Here is a 17,836-nt window from a genome sequence, read left to right on the forward strand (position 1 = left end):
GCTGTGCTACGTCGTTCGGCCCCGCCGGCCTGCGCCTGCGCCCGTGGCTGTGGCTGTGGCTGCGCCCGCGGCTGTGGCTGTGGCTGTGGCTGTTGACACCCAGGTCCGACAGGCCGGTCCGATGCCCGCCGCTGGGCGAGCGATCGCGGCGCCGCTCCCCTCGGAAGAGGTCCCGGGCCCAGCGGCCGACACCACCGGCCCAGGTCCACCCGCCCGGCCGCCCGGCCGCCCGGCCATGATCGTCCCCCGTTCATTCGTCCCTCTCGTTGGGGCTGTCCCCGGGCCGCCCGCCCCCGGGCGTGGTCCGGTCGCCGCCCCCTGTCCCACTCGGCTCCGCCTTCTTCGCCGCACGCGTGCGCGTGCCACCCGGCCGGGACGAACCAGGGCGGGTGCGCTCCGAGCCCGCCGGTCGAGGCCGGGTGCCCTCCGACCGCGGCCTGCGGTCGTCGGCGGGGTCTGCGGTACGCGGGCGGCGACGACGGCGGGTGTCGGACGCGGCGGCCCGCCCGTCGGCGGGGTCGGGGGCGGCGCCGGCGGGGTGGAGTGGACCGGTGTCACCAGCCGTTGCCGTGCCGTCCGCCGGTACGCGGTCCGTACCTTCCGTGCGCTCCCTGCGCAGGCAGCGACGGATCGACTCCGGGTCCAAGCCCTCGTTGCAGGCCTGGTGGAGCAGCCGGGCGAAGAGGTAGTCGGGGTCCGCGCCCAGGGCCATCGCCAGGGCCTCCCGTGCCTCCAGGTCGTCACCGCTCGACCAGGCGACCCAGCCCGCCAGGGTGAGGGGAGCGGCGGCGTGTTCGCCGTACGGGCCGACGCAGCGGCGGGCCAGGGCTCGCCACAGGCGCAGGGCCGGTCCGGCCTCGTCGCCCTCCATCCATGCGGCGGCGCGGTCGCGGGTCGTTCGGTCCTGCAGTCCGAGAATCAGCGTCGCCGCCTCTTCGTGGGAGAGCAGGGCGTCGTCACGGAGATCCGCCTGGTGGGTGCCGGACACGGGGGTGGCACCGGCGTACCGGTCGATGACCCTCCCGGCGAGGGTGATGGTCTCCTCGGCCACTTCCGCCCGGAAGGCGTCGTCGAGGATGCGGGGCACGAGTGCCATTCCGGCGCTGTCGAGGGCGATCTCCTGCTCCACGGCGCCGGTCTCCCAGGGGAGCAGCCTGGCCCGCAGCTCCCGCAGGCTGCCGCGCACCTGGATCCCGGCGTAGGTGGCGGCGGCCGCGAGCACGGAGGTGCCGGGCAGGCCCATGGGGGCGCCGTCGGGCGGGCAGCATTCCTCGGTCGGGCAGCAATAGGACCAGAAGCGGCCGTCCGAGACACACAGTGCCTCGATCACGGGCACGTCGAGCCGACCGCACTCGGTGCGCAGCAGCTGGGCCAGTGGCATGAGCCGGCGCATCACGTCCCGGCCCGATTCGCCGGGTGCCGGTTCCTGGCACACGTAGGCGACCATCTGCTCGGGCCTGACTCCCCGGCGCTCGCCTCCGGTCACCAGGCCCTGTACGAGCTGGCGTACTGCCGACTCCCAGTCGTCCTTGTTCGAGGGGATGCCGAGCCGGGCCCGGCCACCGAAGCGGCCGCGGCCGGCGCGGTCGCGGAGGGCCACCAGCACCATGCTGTCCTCGGGGCGGTACCCCAACAGGTAGGGGAGGGCGTCCGCCAGTTCGGCCGGGGTGCGCAGGGTGACCTGGGTGTCGTGGGCGGATAGCCCGAGAGGAACCGCGCCTCGGGTGACGTCGCCGCTTTCGGAGGGTCCGGTGGTTTCGCTGTGATTCGTCATACGCAGACGATCTCGCGGATCTCGTGATTCCGGTTTGGCCTGTGGATAAGTCAAATCAGGGACACGCCAAAGCCGACTCCCGTGTCCACAGGCCCGCACGGCTGTCGGTCCCGTCCTGTTGTATGGGGCGCATGGAGCACACGAGCAACGCGGAACTCCGGGCCCGGGCGGACGCCGTCCTCGCCCGTCTCGTCGGGGACGACACGGGCACCGCCCGGCTGCGCGAGGACCAGTGGCGGGCGATCGAGGCGCTGGTCGCAGACCGGCGCCGGGCCCTGGTCGTCCAGCGCACCGGCTGGGGCAAGTCCGCGGTGTACTTCGTGGCGACCTCGCTGCTGCGGGCCTCGGGCAGCGGCCCGACGGTGATCGTCTCCCCGCTGCTCGCGCTCATGCGCAACCAGGTGGAGGCCGCGGCCCGGGCCGGCATCCACGCCCGCACCATCAACTCGTCCAACACGGAGGACTGGGAGTCGATCCAGACGGAGATCGCGGCCGGTGAGGTCGACGTCCTCCTCGTGTCCCCGGAGCGGCTCAACAACCCGGACTTCCGCGACCAGGTCCTGCCCAAGCTCGCCGCGGCGACCGGGCTGCTCGTCGTGGACGAGGCCCACTGCATCTCGGACTGGGGCCACGACTTCCGGCCCGACTACCGGCGGCTGCGCACGATGCTGGCCGACCTGCCGCCGGGGGTGCCGGTCCTGGCGACCACCGCCACGGCCAACGCGCGCGTGACCGCCGACGTGGCGGAGCAGCTCGGCACCGGCGGCACCTCGGACGCGCTGGTGCTGCGCGGTCCGCTGGACCGGGAGAGCCTCAGCCTGAACGTGCTGCGACTGCCGGACGCCGCGCACCGGATGGCCTGGCTCGCGGACCACCTGGACGAACTGCCGGGTTCCGGCATCGTCTACACGCTCACCGTGGCCGCTGCCGAGGAGGTCACCGCCTTCCTGCGGCAGCGCGGGCACGCCGTGGCGCCGTACACGGGGAAGACGGAGAACGCCGACCGGCAACAGGCCGAGGACGACCTGCTCGGCAACCGGGTCAAGGCGCTGATCGCCACCTCCGCGCTCGGTATGGGCTTCGACAAGCCCGACCTCGGGTTCGTGGTGCACCTCGGCTCGCCCTCCTCCCCCATCGCCTACTACCAGCAGGTGGGCCGCGCGGGCCGCGGTGTCGAGCACGCCGAGGTACTGCTGCTGCCGGGCCGGGAGGACGAGGCGATCTGGGCCTACTTCGCCTCGCTCGCCTTCCCGTCGGAGGACCTGGTGCGGCGCACCCTGGATGTCCTCTCCCGGGCCGGCGGCCCCATGTCTCTGCCGGCGCTGGAGCCGCTGGTGGAGCTGCGCCGCTCCCGGCTGGAGTCCATGCTGAAGGTTCTCGACGTGGACGGCGCGGTCAGGCGGGTCAAGGGCGGCTGGGTCGCGACCGGGCAGCCGTGGACGTACGACGCGGAGCGTTATGCCTGGGTGGCGCGGCAGCGCGAGGCCGAGCAGCAGGCGATGCGCGCGTATGCGGCCACGTCGGACTGCCGGATGGAGTTTCTGCAACGCCAGTTGGACGACGAGGGCGCGAAGCCCTGCGGCCGCTGCGACAACTGCGCGCGGCCCCGCTTCGCGGCCGACACCTCTTCGGCCGCGCTGGATGCGGCGCGGGTCGATCTGGGCCGCGCGGGCGTCGAGGTGGAGCCCCGCCGGATGTGGCCGACCGGGCTGCCGGCGATCGGCATCGATCTCAGGGGACGTATTCCGGCCGGTGAACAGGCGTCGGCGGGGCGGGCCTTGGGACGGTTGTCGGACATCGGCTGGGGCAATCGGCTACGACCGCTGCTCGCTCCCCAGGCCGCGGACGCGCCCGTGCCGGACGATGTCGCCCGTGCCGTGGTGGAGGTGCTGGCCGACTGGGCGAAAGGGCCCGGCGGCTGGGCTCCTGGTGCGGCCGACGCACAGCCGCGCCCCGTGGGCGTCGTCACCGTCGCCTCGCGCTCCAGGCCCCGGCTCATCCAGTCGCTGGGCGCGCGCATCGCGGAGGTCGGCAGACTGCCCCTGCTGGGTTCCGTGGAGTACGCGGGCGACGCGCCACGGGTCTCGCGCAGCAACAGCGCCCAGCGCCTCAAGGCCCTCGACGGTGCGCTGACCGTGCCGCCCGGCCTCGCCACCGCTCTCGCCGAGGTCCAGGGACCGGTCCTGCTGGTGGACGACTTCACCGAGACCGGCTGGACCCTGGGGGTTGCGGCTCGGATGCTCCGCAGGTCCGGAGCGCGCGGGGTGTTGCCGCTGGTCCTCGCCGTGCAGGGCTGACCGGCCCGCTGCTGTTCGAATACGGGATCGGGTGCGGCGCACGAACGTGCCGCGCTCGAACGTCCCAGGGGTCGCCGGACGCCTCAACGGGTAGGGATATAAGCCACGGACCACCAGATAACAGTCGGTGGCCCCATTTGCTCGTTGCCGCATCCAAGTTCGACAGGAAGAATTGAGGTCCGCTCCCCGCACGGCTCGTCCGTGATCCGGTTGGGCTTTGCTGCGGTGCGCGCGGCCCCGAATCCGATCTCGCCCGCAGTGTGGGCGCGTAGCCGAAGGGAGGAACGTGACCTTCGGATTCGCTCCGTCCTCGGCGGCATCGTTGTCGACGTCCGCGTCCGCCGCTTCCGCCAGTCGTCTGCTCGAGCCCGCGGAGTGGGCCGACGCCGGAATACCGCTGCTGCGCAACCCCCGTGAGGTCGTCAGCGGCCTGCATGCCCGGCATCGCCCCCGTCCGGGCACCGCGGTCGTCGCCGTCCTCGATCCGGAGGAACGGCTGTGTGCCAGTGCCTCCTTCGGTCGGCGCTCGGCCCCGGCCGACGGCTGGATGTTCCGTAACGCGCTGCTGGCCCAGTTGCGCCGGGTCATCCCGCACGACCTGCGCCGCCGCACCCCGGTGCGGACCGCCGTACTGCTCTACTGCCGCGACGGGGACGCGCGTTGGACTGAGGAGGACGGTGCCTGGATGTGGGGGCTGCGGGACGCCTGCACTCTGCACGGGCTGCGCTGCGGGTCCTACATCACGCTGACGCACGACGGCTGGCAGGTGCTCGGCGAGGGCCGCGGCGGGCGGCGCCCCAACGCCGACTCGCCTCCCGAACCCTTCGCCCTGTCGGAGGCCCCGCCACTGTCGCCGCGTACCGGAGGCGCCGTCTCCGAGGTACTGCGCCGCGCGGCCGCCCGCTGAGCCACCGGCCCCCGCAAGGGGGACATCCGGGCCGGGCACGCTCCGCCGGGCACGGTGCCCTGGACCTGGTGTGCGGCGCCATGACCTGCGGCGCGCCGGACGGTCACGCTTCACCCCACGACGGGCGGTGGCACCCACCCGTGGTCCGGGCATGCCAAAGGCACCACCTTGCGAGTCACCGCCACGGCTCCTTCGGTACCTCCGGAGTCCCGGAGGCGCCGGAGACAGCTCAGACGCCCGCGCCCAACACCGAGTTGATGTGCTGCGGGTCGCCGCAGACGATCAGCAGGGCGCCGGCCCGGGAGAGGGCCAGCGGCAGGGCGGTGGCGGCGACGGTGTCGGGGCCGCCGTTGACGGCGACGACCACCACCGAGCGGGTCCCGGCACGGGAGGCGACGGCGGCGTCCATGTAGAAGACGTCGTCGCCCGCGTCGTGCTGGGCCCAGTAGGAGGCTTCGCCGAAGGACAGTTCGTGGTCGGCCCACGGGTGCTGCGCGCCGGTGGTGATCACCAGCACGTCGCCGGGGGCACGACCCGATTCCAGGAGCAGGTCCACTGCTTCCTCGGCAGCGTCGAGAGCGCTCTCGACCGTGGCCGGGATCAGCTGGATCTGCGGGGCCGCCGCTGTCGCGGCGGGGACGGCCGGGCCGGACGAGCCTGGCTTGGCCACGTCACGCGGCGCGCGCTGTACCGGCGGCGTGGGCCGCACAGGGCCGGGACGACCGGGACGCGACGGAGCCGCGGGACGGGGGCCGGGTACGGGACGAGGGGTCGGCGCGGTACGGCCGGTGGCCGGAGTGGCGCGGGGACCCTGGGCACTCTCGTGAATCTGAGGCTCCTCGGGAATGAGAGGCATGAGCTGATATTTATCAAACGTTGGTGCAGGTCACGTGAACCGGGTGGCACAACAGTGCGACCGGAAGGTCAGAAATCGAAGCCGAGCTGACCCTCGATCTCCGGAGCACTTCCCTCCGCCCAGCCACGGACCTTCTTGAGGTGCCGCCACTGGGGCAGCGCATCAAGATACGCCCAGGACAACCGGTGGTACGGGGTGGGTCCCCGCTCCTCCAGTGCGGCCTTGTGCACGGGCGACGGGTACCCGGCGTTGTCCGCAAATCCGAAGTCTGCATGGTCGATACCCAGTTCGGCCATCATTTTGTCGCGCTGAACTTTGGCGATCACCGAGGCCGCGGCCACGGCGACACACGACCGGTCGCCCTTGATGACCGTGCGCACCCGCCACGGGGCACCGAGGTAGTCGTGCTTCCCGTCGAGGATGACCGCGTCGGGACAAACCGGCAAGGTCTCCAGTGCACGGGTCGCCGCCAGTCGCAGCGCGGCCGTCATCCCGAGCTCGTCGATCTCCTCCGGCGAGGCATGCCCCAGAGCGTAGGCCGTGACCCACCCTCGCAGCGCCTCGGCGAGTACCGTGCGCCGTCTGACGGTCAGCAGCTTGGAGTCGGTGAGGCCCTCGGGCGGCCGGCGAAGACCGGTGACCGCGGCACAGACGGTGACGGGCCCGGCCCAGGCGCCGCGCCCCACCTCGTCGACACCGGCAATGACCTTGGCTCCGGTCGTGGCGCGAAGGGAGCGCTCGACGGTGTGAGTAGGCGGTTCGTACGGCATGGCGCCCTTAGGGTACGCCGCACTGATCCCCTGGCGACACCCCGGCTTCCCGGACCGCGCCCAGGACCGCCCGAGCCGCGGCTCAGACCTGGCGTGACAGGAGCAGCGGAAGCATGAACCGGTCGATCATCTCTTCGACCTCCTGATCGTTCCATTCGCTTCCAGAAATCTTGTTGCGGTACATCATCATCGCCGGAATGGCATCGAGGACATAGCCGTTGGCCGCGTCGGCGCGCACCTCGCCCCGCTCAATTCCCCGGGCGACGACGTCCCCGATCAGCTGGATCGTCGGCCCCACGACCCCGTCGAAGATCACGCCATGAAACCGCTCAACCTGCAGGGGATCGCATTCGTGAATCACTGACCGCAGTGCGAAGCCAGGGCGCGAGAACATCGCGTCCCGGGCCTGCCGGCACAGGGCCAACAGATCCTCACGCACATTTCCGAGATCGGGAGCCTCCTCCAAACGTGGCAGACCGGCCTGCAACGCGTCGGCGACGAGCTCCTCCTTGGAGGGCCAGCGGCGGTAGACCGCCGCCTTCCCGGTCTGGGCACCGGCGGCGACGCCTTCCATGGTGAGGCCGTTCCAGCCGACGGTGCTGAGCTGCTCCAAGGCGGCGTCCAGGATCGCGCGTTCGAGGACCGCACCGCGCCGACGAGGGGAGGCCGCCTGAGGAGGAGCGGCAGTCCAGCGCGAGGTAACCATCTGAGTTTCTCCAGCGAGCGAAGGGAAGCGGGGATTCCGGAGCGGGGACGCGGCGCGCGACGGCAAAAAGGGGGACGCGACACGCGACGCGCAGTTAAGTGAACGCTTGCGTTCTCTACCGAGGACTCACTACCGTTGACGCGACAGTGAACGCTGGCGTTCACTAACACCTTCGTGGGGGACCCATAGTGACGACCTCTCAACTGATACAGGACCGGAAACCAGGTGCCGCCCGCCGGCAGGGACGTCCCGGCATCGCACTCACCGTGATTGCCGCTTGCCAGCTCATGGTGGTACTTGATGCGACGATTGTGAACATCGCGCTCCCGCACATTCAAGACGCGCTCAAGTTCAGCACCACGGACCTCACGTGGGTGGTCAGCGCCTACACGCTCACCTTCGGCGGTCTGCTGCTCCTCGGCGCGCGGGCCGGTGACATCCTCGGCCGGCGCCGGGTGTTCATGACGGGCATCCTGCTGTTCACCTTCGCCTCGCTCCTCGGCGGTCTCGCCCAGGAACCCTGGCAACTGCTTGCCGCCCGCGCCCTCCAGGGTATGGGTGGCGCGATCGCGTCGCCGACCTCGCTGGCCCTGATCACCACGACGTTCCCCGAAGGTCCGGAGCGGAACCGGGCGTTCGGCGTGTTCGCCGCGGTCTCCGCGGGTGGCGGGGCCATCGGCCTGCTGGCCGGCGGCATGCTCACCGACTGGCTCGACTGGCGCTGGGTGCTCTTCGTCAACGTACCGATCGGACTGCTGATCGTCGCCCTCACCCCGCAGTACATCAACGAGTCCGAACGGCACCCCGGACGGTTCGACATCGCGGGCGCGCTGACCTCCACCCTGGGCATGGCCTCCCTGGTCTACGGCTTCATCAGGGCCTCGGAGGACGGCTGGCGCGACGGTCTGACACTCGGGTCGTTCGCCACGGCGGTGGTCCTTCTGCTGGCCTTCGTCTTCATCGAGACCCGGGCGAATGAGCCCATCACCCCGCTGCGGATGTTCGGCGACCGCAACCGCTCCGGCACTTACGTGATCATGCTCAGCCTGGCCGCGGCGATGTTCGGCATGTTCTTCTACATCGTGCTGTTCGTGCAGAACGTGCTGGGCTACAGCCCGATCAGGGCCGGCCTGGCCTTCCTGCCCGTGACGGCGGCCATCGCCGTCGGAGCCGGGCTGTCGCAGCGGTTCCTGCCCGTCCTGGGCCCGAAGCCGTTCATGATGGCCGGTTCGGCGCTCGTGGTCGTCGGACTCACCTGGCAGACGTTCATCAAGCCCGACAGTTCGTACGTCGGCGGGGTGCTCGGGCCCATGCTGATCTTCGGCTTCGGCATGGGGCTGAACTTCGTGACGGCGACCGTCACCGCGGTCTCCGGTGTCGCCCCGCACGAGGCCGGAGCGGCTTCCGGGCTGCTCAACGCCATGCAGCAGGTGGGCGGTTCGCTGGGCCTGTCCATCCTGACCACGGTGTTCGGCTCGGCGAGCAAGGACGAGGCGAAGAAGCAACTGCCCAAGTTCCTCGCGGACGGTTCGCCGGAGCAGAAGGCCGAGTTCGCCAAGACCCATCAGCTGCCCGCGCCCTGGGGGCACGAGGTGCTGGCGCACGGCATCTCGACCGCGTTCATCCCCGCCGCCGCCATGGCCGGGCTCGGCCTGCTCACCGCGTGGCTGGTGATCAAGGTCCGCAAGAGCGACCTCGAAGCCCTCGCCGGCACGGCCGGTCCGGGGATCGGCTGACCCCACCTGGTCCGCGCGGAGCCGCGGATGGCCGGACCTCAGCCAGGGGACACACGGCAGAAGCCGAGGTCCGGCCATCCGCATCACGGCTTTCGGCGCCGCGATCATCACCAGAAGGGCCAACCCGACCCACACGACCGACACCTCCCCCTCCGCCACGCCTCCCGCCCACCCGCCGGGACAACCGTCAAGGGGAGCGGCTGCCGGGAAAACGCCTGACGGTCACGCAGAGTTCCCGCCAGGCACAGAGAGTCTCCTATGTGGAGCGCGGCATTCGACATGGACCACAGACACCGAGGACGCGGCCGGCCTCGGGCCGGCGAGAGCTCACCACCGCACGCTTCGACGGTCCTCGGACACCGAGCCCGCCACGAGACGGCATCGCCAGGCCACGTCGCACACCTCTCATGCCTCTCACGCCTCTCACGCCTCCGAGGCGCCGCGGCCGCACGGCTTTCTGCACGAGGCGACTCCCAAGGGGCGCCGACCCGCACCGCGCCTCCTTACGCGGTCCGAGCCCGGCCGCGGTCGTTCACCCGGCCGCGGTCGATGGCCGAACCTCGGTCGATCACCCGCCGACAGCGGCCCCCGTCCCCGCCGGTACCCATTCCGGCAGCGCCTCGGCGCGCTCCGCCCAGGCGGCAGGCGGCGCTCCCGCACTGCCGCCGGCGAGCACGCCGCCCACGATGGCGCAGGTGGTGTCCACATCGCCGCCCACCTGGGCGGTCGTCCAGAACGCCGTCTCGTAGTCGCCGAGGGCGCGTGCGGCCGACCAGAGCGCGAAGGGGACGGTGTCATGGGCGGTCGTACGCTGTCCGCAGCCGAGGACGGCCGCGACGGTGCCCGCGTCGGCGTAGTCGAGCATGTCGCAGGCGCGCCGCAGGCCCTGGCCGACGGCGCTCCTGGGGATCAGGGCGACGACCCCGTCCAGGAGCGCCTCAGGGCTCGGCGGGCCGCCTGGCGCGGCTGCCAGCGCCGCTGCGGCCGCCACGGCCATGGCACCGACCACGGCCTCCCGGTGCTGATGCGTGGGGTAGGCGGAGATCTCGGCCTGGTGGACGGCCTGCTCGGGATCGTCCGCGTACCAGGCGCCCAGAGGCGCGATCCGCATCGCCGCGCCGTTGCCCCAGGACCCCTGCCCGTCGAAGAGCCCTGCGGCCAGTTCGCGCCAGTCGCCGCCCTCCCGGACGAGGCGCAGCAGGCGGTTGACGGCGGGGCCGTAGCCCCGGTCGAAGTCGTGGCGCGTGGCGAAGGAGTGGGCCAGGGCGTCCTGGTCGATCCGATGGTGGGCGGCCAGGACGGCGACGACGGAGCAGGCCATCTCGGTGTCGTCGGTCCACTGCCAGGGTGCCGGAGGCAGCTCCCGCCGCTTGAGCAGCGGGTAGTTCACCGGCACGAAGAACTGCGAGCCCAGCGCGTCGCCGACGGCGAGTCCGCGCAGGCTGGCCAGGGCGCGTTCCAGGCGCCCGGGGGTCGAGGAATCGGTGGAGGATGTCATCGCGGCCAGCCTAGCCGCTCATCCAGTAGGGCTCCGGGTCCCGCCAGCGGTCGAAGGGCTGGTTGAGCGTGTACTTGCCGTCGTCCCCGAGAACGAGCATCCGCATCTCGGCGTTCCCGGGATTGGAGAGCGACTCGAACTCCGCGACCGTCCAGTGGAACCAGCGCATGCAGAACAGTCGCATCGCCAGGCCGTGGGTCACCAGGAGCACGTTGGGCGGGTGGTCCGGCGCCTCGAAGCTGCGGAACAGGCTCTCCAGGAAGCCGCCGACACGGTCGTACACGTCGGCCCCGGACTCACCCTGCGGGAAGCGGAAGAAGAAGTGGCCGTACGCGTCCCGGTAGGTCTTCTGCAGCCGCACGTCGTCGCGGTCCTGCCAGTTTCCCCAGTCCTGCTCGCGGAGCCGGGGCTCCTCGCGCACGCGTATGAGATCCGGGTCGAGGTGGAAGGCGCGAAGGGTCTCGTGTGTACGGCGGTAGGGGGAGACGTACACGCTGACGCGCTCCTGGCCGAAGATCTCCCGGACGCGTTTTCCGGTCTCTTCGGCCTGCCGCCAGCCCCGCTCCGTCAGGGCCAGCGCGTGGTCGGGTTCCCGCTCATACACGGAGTCGTCGACATTGCCGGTTGACTCGCCGTGCCGGACAAGGACGATGCGCCGTGGTCGTGCCATGCCAAAACCCTAGATCGAGTGACGAAAAATCGAGCACTCGGACGGGCCCCATACAGCGCAGGTCACACTAATCAAGGGTTGGATATTCAAACGATCCAGCTCGGTTCGAGCTCCACGATGTCGCCCGTGAGGGCCGCGATGTCGGCCTCCGTCTGGGCGCGCAACGCCAGCCGCTCCACCCGTTCGGTGCGGTACTTGCCGTGCTCGGCGGCCGACCGCCACATGGAAAGGATCATGAACTCGTGCGCCGGGGCCTCGCCGAACATGCCACGGATCATGCCGGGCGAGCCGGCCATCGCCGGGTTCCAGACCTTCTCCTGCATCAGCGTGAAGTGTTCGACGCGTTCCTCGTGCACCCGGCAGAGGGCCACCCGGACCAGGTCGCTGTCCGTGAACCGCGGTTCGAAGCCCGTCTTCACGTCGAACCGGTACTCGAACAGCTTGACCTGCTGGTCCTTGTACGTGCCGGACTGGGACGCGGCCAGGCGGTCGTGCGAACGCGCCATGAAGGAGTCGTAGAAGGCACGGCTCTCCCAGAAGGCGAAGATGTGCGCCACTCCGGGACGCTGCCGACTCCAGCCCCCGCCCTGTCCCCGAAATCCCGGCTCCCCCAGAAGCCCCGCCCATTTCCGCTGCCCCCGCTCGAAGCCCCGGCGGTCAACCACGGTGCAGCGAATCCACTTGACCAGCACCGCGCCATCGTAAGGCCATGGAGCGTGGCGCTGGTCACGCTCCGGCTGAGATCACCCGCGCATGCGCCCCCGCGCGCATGGCACGATGGACAAAGAGCCTGGGTAGCCCATCAGTTGGGGCAGTGGACCTCTAGGGGGAAGGGGACGCGTGATGAGCGGTTTCAGCAAGGCGATCAGCAAGGTCGAGGTCGCGGTGAAGTGGGATCCCAGCCCTTCCGGGCAACCGCCCACCGATCTCGACGTCATCGCCGGTACGTTCACGCGGGTTGACCCGTACGGGACTCCGGCCTATCTCGTGCACTTCGACAGCCGTTCGCCCGACGGCACCATCTTCCTCAACCGGGACAGCCAGGACGGCAAGGGCTTCGGCTGGGACGAGGTGATGACCCTCGAACTGGACCGGCTCGACAGCCGGTACACGCGCGTGGTCGTCGGAGTCGTCATCCAGCAGCGGGTCGCGCACCGCACGTTCGTGAATGTCCTGAACCCGGCCGTCCGCGTCCGGGAGGGCTACAACGTACTGGCCGAGGACGACTTCGGCTCGGTCCTCGGGGCGACGGCTGCCGCCGTCGCGGAGTTCGTGCGCGACGGATCCGGGGACTGGAGCTTCCGGCCCGGGCTGCACGGCTTCGAGGACGACCCGGTGGTGTTCACCCGGGAGATGGGCGGACTCGGCCGTCCCTGACGGCGAACGGCCACCCGGGCAGACAAACGGTAAGGGGCGCCGGCCATGGCCGGCGCCCCTTACTTCACTTCACATCGACCCGTCAGCTGCAGCCGCTGGTCGAGCCGCAACCCTCGCAGATGTAGCAGGACCCGGCCCGCTGCATCTTGGTGCCGCAGGAGAAGCAGAGCGGGGCGTCGGCCTGGATGCCCAGCTGCATCTCCACCAGTTCGGCACTGGTGTGCGCCTGCTTCGGGGCGGGCTTGGCCGAACCGAGCTCGGTCCGCGGGGCGGCGACGGCCTTCAGCTCCTGGGCGCGCGGCGCCGACTGGGCCAGACCCTCGACGTCGACCTCGTCGTCGATGGCCGGCTCGTACGAACCGGTGTCCAGGTGCCGCTGACGCTCCTCGGCGGAGTGGATGCCGAGCGCGGAGCGCGTCTCGAACGGCAGGAAGTCCAGCGCCAGGCGGCGGAAGATGTAGTCGACGATCGACTGCGCCATCCGCACGTCCGGGTCGTCCGTCATGCCGGCCGGCTCGAAGCGCATGTTGGTGAACTTCGAGACGTAGGTCTCGAGCGGCACACCGTACTGGAGGCCGACGGAGACCGCGATGGAGAAGGCGTCCATCATGCCCGCGAGGGTCGAGCCCTGCTTGGACATCTTCAGGAAGACCTCGCCCAGGCCGTCGTCCGGGTAGGAGTTGGCCGTCATGTAGCCCTCGGCACCGCCGACGGTGAAGGACGTGGTGATGCCGGGACGACCCTTCGGGAGGCGCTTGCGGACCGGGCGGTACTCGATGACCTTCTCGACCGTCTCGCGGATGGTCGCCTCGGCCTTCTCGGTGACCTCGGCCTTCTCCTTCTCCTTGGTCTTGGCGGAGAGCGGCTGGCCGACCTTGCAGTTGTCGCGGTAGATCGCGAGCGCCTTGACGCCGAGCTTCCAGGCCTCGTAGTAGATCTCCTCGACCTCCTCGACGGTCGCCGTCTCCGGCATGTTGACCGTCTTGGAGATGGCACCGGAGATCCAGGGCTGGATCGCGGCCATCATGCGGACGTGGCCCATCGGGGAGATGGCGCGCTCGCCCATGGCGCAGTCGAAGACCTCGTAGTGCTCGTGCTTGAGGCCGGGGGCGTCGATCACGTTGCCGTTCTCGGCGATGTGGGCGACGATCGCCTCGATCTGCTCCTCCTGGTAGCCCAGGCGACGCAGGGCCTGCGGCACGGTGCCGTTGACGATCTGCATCGAGCCGCCGCCGACGAGCTTCTTGAACTTGACCAGGGCCAGGTCGGGCTCGACGCCGGTGGTGTCGCAGGACATCGCGAGACCGATGGTGCCGGTGGGGGCGAGGACGGACGCCTGCGAGTTACGGAAACCGTTCTTCTCGCCGAGGCGCACCACGTCCTGCCAGGCCTCCGTGGCGGCGGCCCAGACCGGGGTGTCCAGGTCATCCGTACGGACGGCCACGGTGTTGGCGTCGGCGTGCTGCTGCATGACGCGGTTGTGGGCGTCGGCGTTGCGGGCGTAGCCGTCGTAGGGGCCGACGACCGCGGCGAGCTCGGCGGAGCGCTTGTAGGCGGTGCCGGTCATCAGGGAGGTGATGGCACCGGCGAGGGCGCGGCCACCGTCGGAGTCGTAGGCGTGGCCGGTCGCCATCAGCAGGGCGCCGAGGTTGGCGTAGCCGATGCCGAGCTGACGGAAGGCGCGGGTGTTCTCGCCGATCTTCTGGGTCGGGAAGTCCGCGAAGCAGATGGAGATGTCCATCGCGGTGATGACCAGCTCGACGACCTTGGTGAAGCGGTCGACGTCGAAGGACTGGCTGCCCTTGCCGTCGTCCTTCAGGAACTTCATCAGGTTCAGCGAGGCGAGGTTGCAGGACGTGTTGTCCAGGTGCATGTACTCGCTGCAGGGGTTCGAGCCGTTGATCCGGCCGGACTCCGGGCAGGTGTGCCAGTGGTTGATCGTGTCGTCGTACTGGATACCCGGGTCGGCGCAGGCCCAGGCCGCCTCGGCCATCTTGCGGAACAGGCTCTTGGCCTCGACCTCTTCGATGACCTCGCCGGTCATCCGGGCGCGCAGACCGAACCGGCCGCCCTGCTCGACCGCCTTCATGAACTCGTCGTTCACGCGGACCGAGTTGTTCGCGTTCTGGTACTGGACGGAGGTGATGTCGTCGCCGCCCAGGTCCATGTCGAAGCCCGCGTCGCGGAGGGCGCGGATCTTCTCCTCCTCCTTGACCTTGGTCTCGATGAAGTCCTCGATGTCGGGGTGGTCGACGTCCAGGATGACCATCTTGGCGGCGCGGCGGGTGGCGCCACCCGACTTGATGGTGCCCGCGGAGGCGTCGGCGCCACGCATGAAGGAGACCGGGCCGGAGGCGTTGCCACCGGAGGAGAGCAGTTCCTTGGAGGAGCGGATCCGGGAGAGGTTCAGGCCGGCACCGGAGCCGCCCTTGAAGATCATGCCCTCTTCCTTGTACCAGTCGAGGATCGACTCCATGGAGTCGTCGACGGACAGGATGAAGCAGGCCGAGACCTGCTGGGGCTGCGGGGTGCCCACGTTGAACCACACGGGGCTGTTGAAGCTGAAGATCTGGTGCAGGAGGGCGTACGCCAGCTCGTGCTCGAAGATCTCGGCGTCGGCGGGCGAGGCGAAGTACTTGTACTCCTCGCCGGCCTTCCGGTACGTCTTCACGATCCGGTCGATCAGCTGCCTGAGACCGGTCTCGCGCTGCGGGGTGCCGACGGCACCGCGGAAGTACTTGCTGGTGACGATGTTGACCGCGTTCACCGACCAGAAGTCGGGGAACTCGACGCCACGCTGCTCGAAGTTGACCGAGCCGTCGCGCCAGTTGGTCATGACGACGTCACGGCGCGCCCAGCTCACCTCGTCGTACGGATGCACGCCGGGGGTGGTGTGGATGCGCTCGATACGCAGTCCCTTGGTGGCCTTCGTTCCCTTCGCGCGGGAACTCCGTGCCGGACCGCTCGCCGTCTCTGTCATGCCGCCTCCCTGTACGGGCTAAAACGCCCTGAAATGCCACGATGTTCCCGTGACACGCTGTTCTGTTGTCACGTCGCGGGCACTCTCAGCTGCCACCCGCGACAAGTCCTGGATCGCCGTCCGACAACCGGATCCGGGCCCTCCGCCCGGTTCCGATCCGCCCGTCAGCCGGCGATGTGAACGGGTGCGGGCACCTGCGCGCCCCCGCCCGGCCCGTGATCGTCCTCCCGGCGCCCCGCTGCCGCGTCTTCGTCGTCCGCGGCGGGGTCCTGCGCGGCCTGCCTGAGCTCCGCGATCGCGGCCTCGAAGTCCTCGAGCGAGTCGAACGCCCGGTAGACGGAGGCGAATCGCAGATAGGCGACCAGGTCGAGCTCCTGCAACGGGCCGAGTATGGCCAGCCCCACGTCGTGGGTGGTCAGCTCGGCGCTTCCGGTGGCCCGCACCGCCTCCTCGACCCGCTGGCCGAGCTGGGCGAGCGCGTCCTCGGTGACAGGCCGCCCCTGGCATGCCTTGCGCACGCCGTTGATGACCTTGGTACGGCTGAAGGGCTCGGTGACTCCGGACCGCTTGACCACCATGAGCGAGCACGTCTCGACGGTCGTGAAACGACGGGAGCAGTCCGGACACTGGCGGCGCCTGCGGATCGACGTGCCGTCATCGGTCGTACGACTGTCGACCACGCGACTGTCGGGGTGCCTGCAGAAGGGGCAGTGCATGATCTCCAACCCTCCTCACAGCAGACTCAATGGCCTCGCTGGGCCACATGGGCCCCTCGAAGCAGCCCCAAGCATAGGCGATCTCGGCGGGACCGGAGACCCGGGGGACCACAACTTGTGGGCTGCTGTAGCAATCCAACCACTAGATGTGGTGATTGGCTGATACATCGCCAGGTTGCGCGTGTCGCACACGTACCGCTACGGCGGATACGGAGATACCGTGGGCGCCGCACGGAGGTCACGTGCGACTCCGGCGCAGATGGGCACGTACATCCCGGTCAGCGGCGGTCAGGATGGCAGACTGGTCACACCCACAAGGCCAGCACCCCGGCGGTGAAGAGTACAACAATGGGCCCTTTTGCCCGCCGGGTACCGCGTGAGCCATACACCCAGACATGTGATCGCGTACGGTGAACCGCGTTTTTTCACTCGAACGTGTGTTTGGCGCAACCTTTCGAAAGCAACTACCGTTGTCCAGCAGGGAGACCATCGAGAGGGGCCGACGTGACCACGACCGCAGACAGTGCCACCATCACCGCCCAGGACCGCTCCCAGGGCCGACTCGACCCGGTGCATGCCATGAACGAAGCCGTGAATCCCGAGGGACACAAGCGTTCCCTGCCAGGCCGACCTCCAGGCATCCGGGCCGACAGCTCGGGCCTCACCGACCGGCAACGCCGGGTGATCGAGGTGATCCGGGACTCGGTGCAGCGGCGGGGCTACCCGCCGTCGATGCGCGAGATCGGCCAGGCCGTCGGCCTGTCCAGCACGTCCTCGGTGGCACACCAGCTCATGGCACTGGAGCGCAAGGGCTTCCTGCGCCGCGACCCGCACCGCCCGCGCGCGTACGAGGTGCGCGGTTCCGACCAGGCCGTGAGCGTGCAGCCCACGGACACCGCCGGCAAGCCCGCCGCGTCCTACGTCCCGCTGGTCGGCCGGATCGCCGCCGGTGGGCCGATCCTCGCCGAGGAGTCGGTCGAGGACGTCTTCCCCCTCCCCCGGCAGCTGGTCGGTGACGGTGAGCTGTTCGTGCTCAAGGTCGTCGGCGACTCCATGATCGAGGCCGCGATCTGTGACGGTGACTGGGTGACGGTGCGCCGCCAGCCCGTCGCCGAGAACGGCGACATCGTCGCCGCCATGCTCGACGGCGAGGCCACCGTCAAGCGCTTCAAGCGCGAGGACGGCCATGTCTGGCTCCTTCCCCACAACGCGGCCTACGAGCCGATCCCCGGCGACGACGCGACCATCCTGGGCAAGGTCGTCGCGGTACTGCGGCGCGTGTGACGCCTGCGGCGGGCGGTCCACATCGCCCGCCCTCCGATCGGCCCCGGGACCCCTGCGCCGGTTCCGGGGTCCTGCACTGTCCCGAACGGCTTCATTCACCGTTCTGGATCGCGGCGCCGTTCTAAATCGTGGGGGGGGGGGGGGCCCCCGCGGGGGGCCCGCGCGCCGGCGCGCGCGTGGGCGCGCGGGGTTTGGGCGGGGGGGGCGCCCCCCACCGCCGTGCCGGTCAAGTCGAGGACGCCCCGCACCCTGCCGTCGGCGCTGA

14 protein-coding genes are annotated in these 17,836 nt (G+C 70.2%); 5 read left to right on the top strand and 9 right to left on the bottom strand.

Annotated features, from left to right (window positions below):
• Positions 1-250: 250 nt before the first annotated feature.
• The gene (locus ACFWPQ_RS18115; RefSeq protein WP_384035123.1) at positions 251-1,774 is read right to left on the bottom strand and encodes a DUF4192 domain-containing protein; all 1,524 of its coding nucleotides are present in this window, start codon (positions 1,772-1,774) and stop codon (positions 251-253) included.
• A 131-nt stretch (positions 1,775-1,905) separates the two neighbouring features.
• Between ACFWPQ_RS18115 and ACFWPQ_RS18120 the strand changes: the two genes are divergently transcribed.
• Positions 1,906-4,071 (top strand): RecQ family ATP-dependent DNA helicase, encoded by a 2,166-nt coding sequence (locus ACFWPQ_RS18120; RefSeq protein WP_384035125.1) that lies wholly within the window; start codon positions 1,906-1,908, stop codon positions 4,069-4,071.
• A gap of 286 nt (positions 4,072-4,357) precedes the next feature.
• A complete protein-coding gene (locus ACFWPQ_RS18125) occupies positions 4,358-4,978 on the top strand; it encodes a hypothetical protein (protein ID WP_361303649.1) in 621 nt (206 codons plus the stop codon).
• A gap of 229 nt (positions 4,979-5,207) precedes the next feature.
• Here ACFWPQ_RS18125 and ACFWPQ_RS18130 read toward each other — a convergent pair whose 3' ends face one another.
• From ACFWPQ_RS18130 to ACFWPQ_RS18140, 3 genes are all read right to left on the bottom strand, one after another.
• The gene (locus ACFWPQ_RS18130; protein ID WP_384035128.1) at positions 5,208-5,834 is read right to left on the bottom strand and encodes a hypothetical protein; all 627 of its coding nucleotides are present in this window, start codon (positions 5,832-5,834) and stop codon (positions 5,208-5,210) included.
• A 68-nt stretch (positions 5,835-5,902) separates the two neighbouring features.
• A complete protein-coding gene (locus ACFWPQ_RS18135; protein ID WP_384035131.1) occupies positions 5,903-6,604 on the bottom strand; it encodes a ribonuclease HII in 702 nt (233 codons plus the stop codon).
• 82 nt (positions 6,605-6,686) lie between these two features.
• Positions 6,687-7,310: a TetR/AcrR family transcriptional regulator gene (locus ACFWPQ_RS18140; RefSeq protein WP_384035134.1), complete on the bottom strand. Its 624-nt coding sequence runs from the start codon at positions 7,308-7,310 to the stop codon at positions 6,687-6,689.
• Positions 7,311-7,498: 188 nt separating this feature from the next.
• Between ACFWPQ_RS18140 and ACFWPQ_RS18145 the strand changes: the two genes are divergently transcribed.
• Complete coding sequence (locus tag ACFWPQ_RS18145) at positions 7,499-9,046, top strand: MFS transporter (RefSeq protein ID WP_384035137.1); 1,548 nt, start codon at positions 7,499-7,501, stop codon at positions 9,044-9,046.
• Positions 9,047-9,614: 568 nt separating this feature from the next.
• On the opposite strand, the gene ACFWPQ_RS18150 is transcribed toward ACFWPQ_RS18145, so the two are convergent.
• The 3 genes from ACFWPQ_RS18150 to ACFWPQ_RS18160 all read right to left on the bottom strand — a co-directional run bounded on the left by ACFWPQ_RS18150 (position 9,615) and on the right by ACFWPQ_RS18160 (position 11,906).
• Entirely contained in the window at positions 9,615-10,544 is a 930-nt protein-coding gene (locus ACFWPQ_RS18150) for an ADP-ribosylglycohydrolase family protein (RefSeq protein ID WP_384035139.1), read from the bottom strand.
• A 10-nt stretch (positions 10,545-10,554) separates the two neighbouring features.
• A complete protein-coding gene (locus ACFWPQ_RS18155; RefSeq protein WP_351960234.1) occupies positions 10,555-11,214 on the bottom strand; it encodes a histidine phosphatase family protein in 660 nt (219 codons plus the stop codon).
• Positions 11,215-11,300: 86 nt separating this feature from the next.
• Positions 11,301-11,906, bottom strand: coding sequence for a YdbC family protein (locus ACFWPQ_RS18160; RefSeq protein ID WP_361306283.1), 606 nt, complete (start codon positions 11,904-11,906; stop codon positions 11,301-11,303).
• A gap of 151 nt (positions 11,907-12,057) precedes the next feature.
• On the opposite strand from ACFWPQ_RS18160, the gene ACFWPQ_RS18165 reads away from it, so the two are divergent.
• The gene (locus ACFWPQ_RS18165; RefSeq protein ID WP_384035143.1) at positions 12,058-12,591 is read left to right on the top strand and encodes a TerD family protein; all 534 of its coding nucleotides are present in this window, start codon (positions 12,058-12,060) and stop codon (positions 12,589-12,591) included.
• Positions 12,592-12,673: 82 nt separating this feature from the next.
• On the opposite strand, the gene ACFWPQ_RS18170 is transcribed toward ACFWPQ_RS18165, so the two are convergent.
• Together ACFWPQ_RS18170 and nrdR are read right to left on the bottom strand one after the other, a co-directional pair.
• Complete coding sequence (locus ACFWPQ_RS18170) at positions 12,674-15,571, bottom strand: vitamin B12-dependent ribonucleotide reductase (protein ID WP_384035146.1); 2,898 nt, start codon at positions 15,569-15,571, stop codon at positions 12,674-12,676.
• 164 nt (positions 15,572-15,735) lie between these two features.
• Positions 15,736-16,287, bottom strand: coding sequence for a transcriptional regulator NrdR (gene nrdR / locus ACFWPQ_RS18175; protein ID WP_384035149.1), 552 nt, complete (start codon positions 16,285-16,287; stop codon positions 15,736-15,738).
• Positions 16,288-16,791: 504 nt separating this feature from the next.
• On the opposite strand from nrdR, the gene lexA reads away from it, so the two are divergent.
• A complete protein-coding gene (gene lexA / locus ACFWPQ_RS18180; RefSeq protein ID WP_089104346.1) occupies positions 16,792-17,571 on the top strand; it encodes a transcriptional repressor LexA in 780 nt (259 codons plus the stop codon).
• The last annotated feature ends 265 nt before the right edge of the window (positions 17,572-17,836 follow it).

It is taken from the genome of Streptomyces sp. NPDC058464 (genome assembly GCF_042721035.1).
Taxonomy (GTDB): domain Bacteria; phylum Actinomycetota; class Actinomycetes; order Streptomycetales; family Streptomycetaceae; genus Streptomyces.

Bases quoted from the DNA above. Each gene is read 5' to 3' on its own strand.
- ACFWPQ_RS18165 (WP_384035143.1), top strand. From the start codon at position 12,058: ATGAGCGGTTTCAGCAAGGCGATCAGCAAGGTCGAGGTCGCGGTGAAG.
- ACFWPQ_RS18130 (WP_384035128.1), bottom strand. From the start codon at position 5,834: ATGCCTCTCATTCCCGAGGAGCCTCAGATTCACGAGAGTGCCCAGGGT.
- ACFWPQ_RS18140 (WP_384035134.1), bottom strand. From the start codon at position 7,310: ATGGTTACCTCGCGCTGGACTGCCGCTCCTCCTCAGGCGGCCTCCCCT.
- ACFWPQ_RS18150 (WP_384035139.1), bottom strand. From the start codon at position 10,544: ATGACATCCTCCACCGATTCCTCGACCCCCGGGCGCCTGGAACGCGCC.
- ACFWPQ_RS18170 (WP_384035146.1), bottom strand. From the start codon at position 15,571: ATGACAGAGACGGCGAGCGGTCCGGCACGGAGTTCCCGCGCGAAGGGA.
- ACFWPQ_RS18155 (WP_351960234.1), bottom strand. From the start codon at position 11,214: ATGGCACGACCACGGCGCATCGTCCTTGTCCGGCACGGCGAGTCAACC.
- nrdR (WP_384035149.1), bottom strand. From the start codon at position 16,287: ATGCACTGCCCCTTCTGCAGGCACCCCGACAGTCGCGTGGTCGACAGT.
- ACFWPQ_RS18135 (WP_384035131.1), bottom strand. From the start codon at position 6,604: ATGCCGTACGAACCGCCTACTCACACCGTCGAGCGCTCCCTTCGCGCC.
- ACFWPQ_RS18120 (WP_384035125.1), top strand. From the start codon at position 1,906: ATGGAGCACACGAGCAACGCGGAACTCCGGGCCCGGGCGGACGCCGTC.
- ACFWPQ_RS18115 (WP_384035123.1), bottom strand. From the start codon at position 1,774: ATGACGAATCACAGCGAAACCACCGGACCCTCCGAAAGCGGCGACGTC.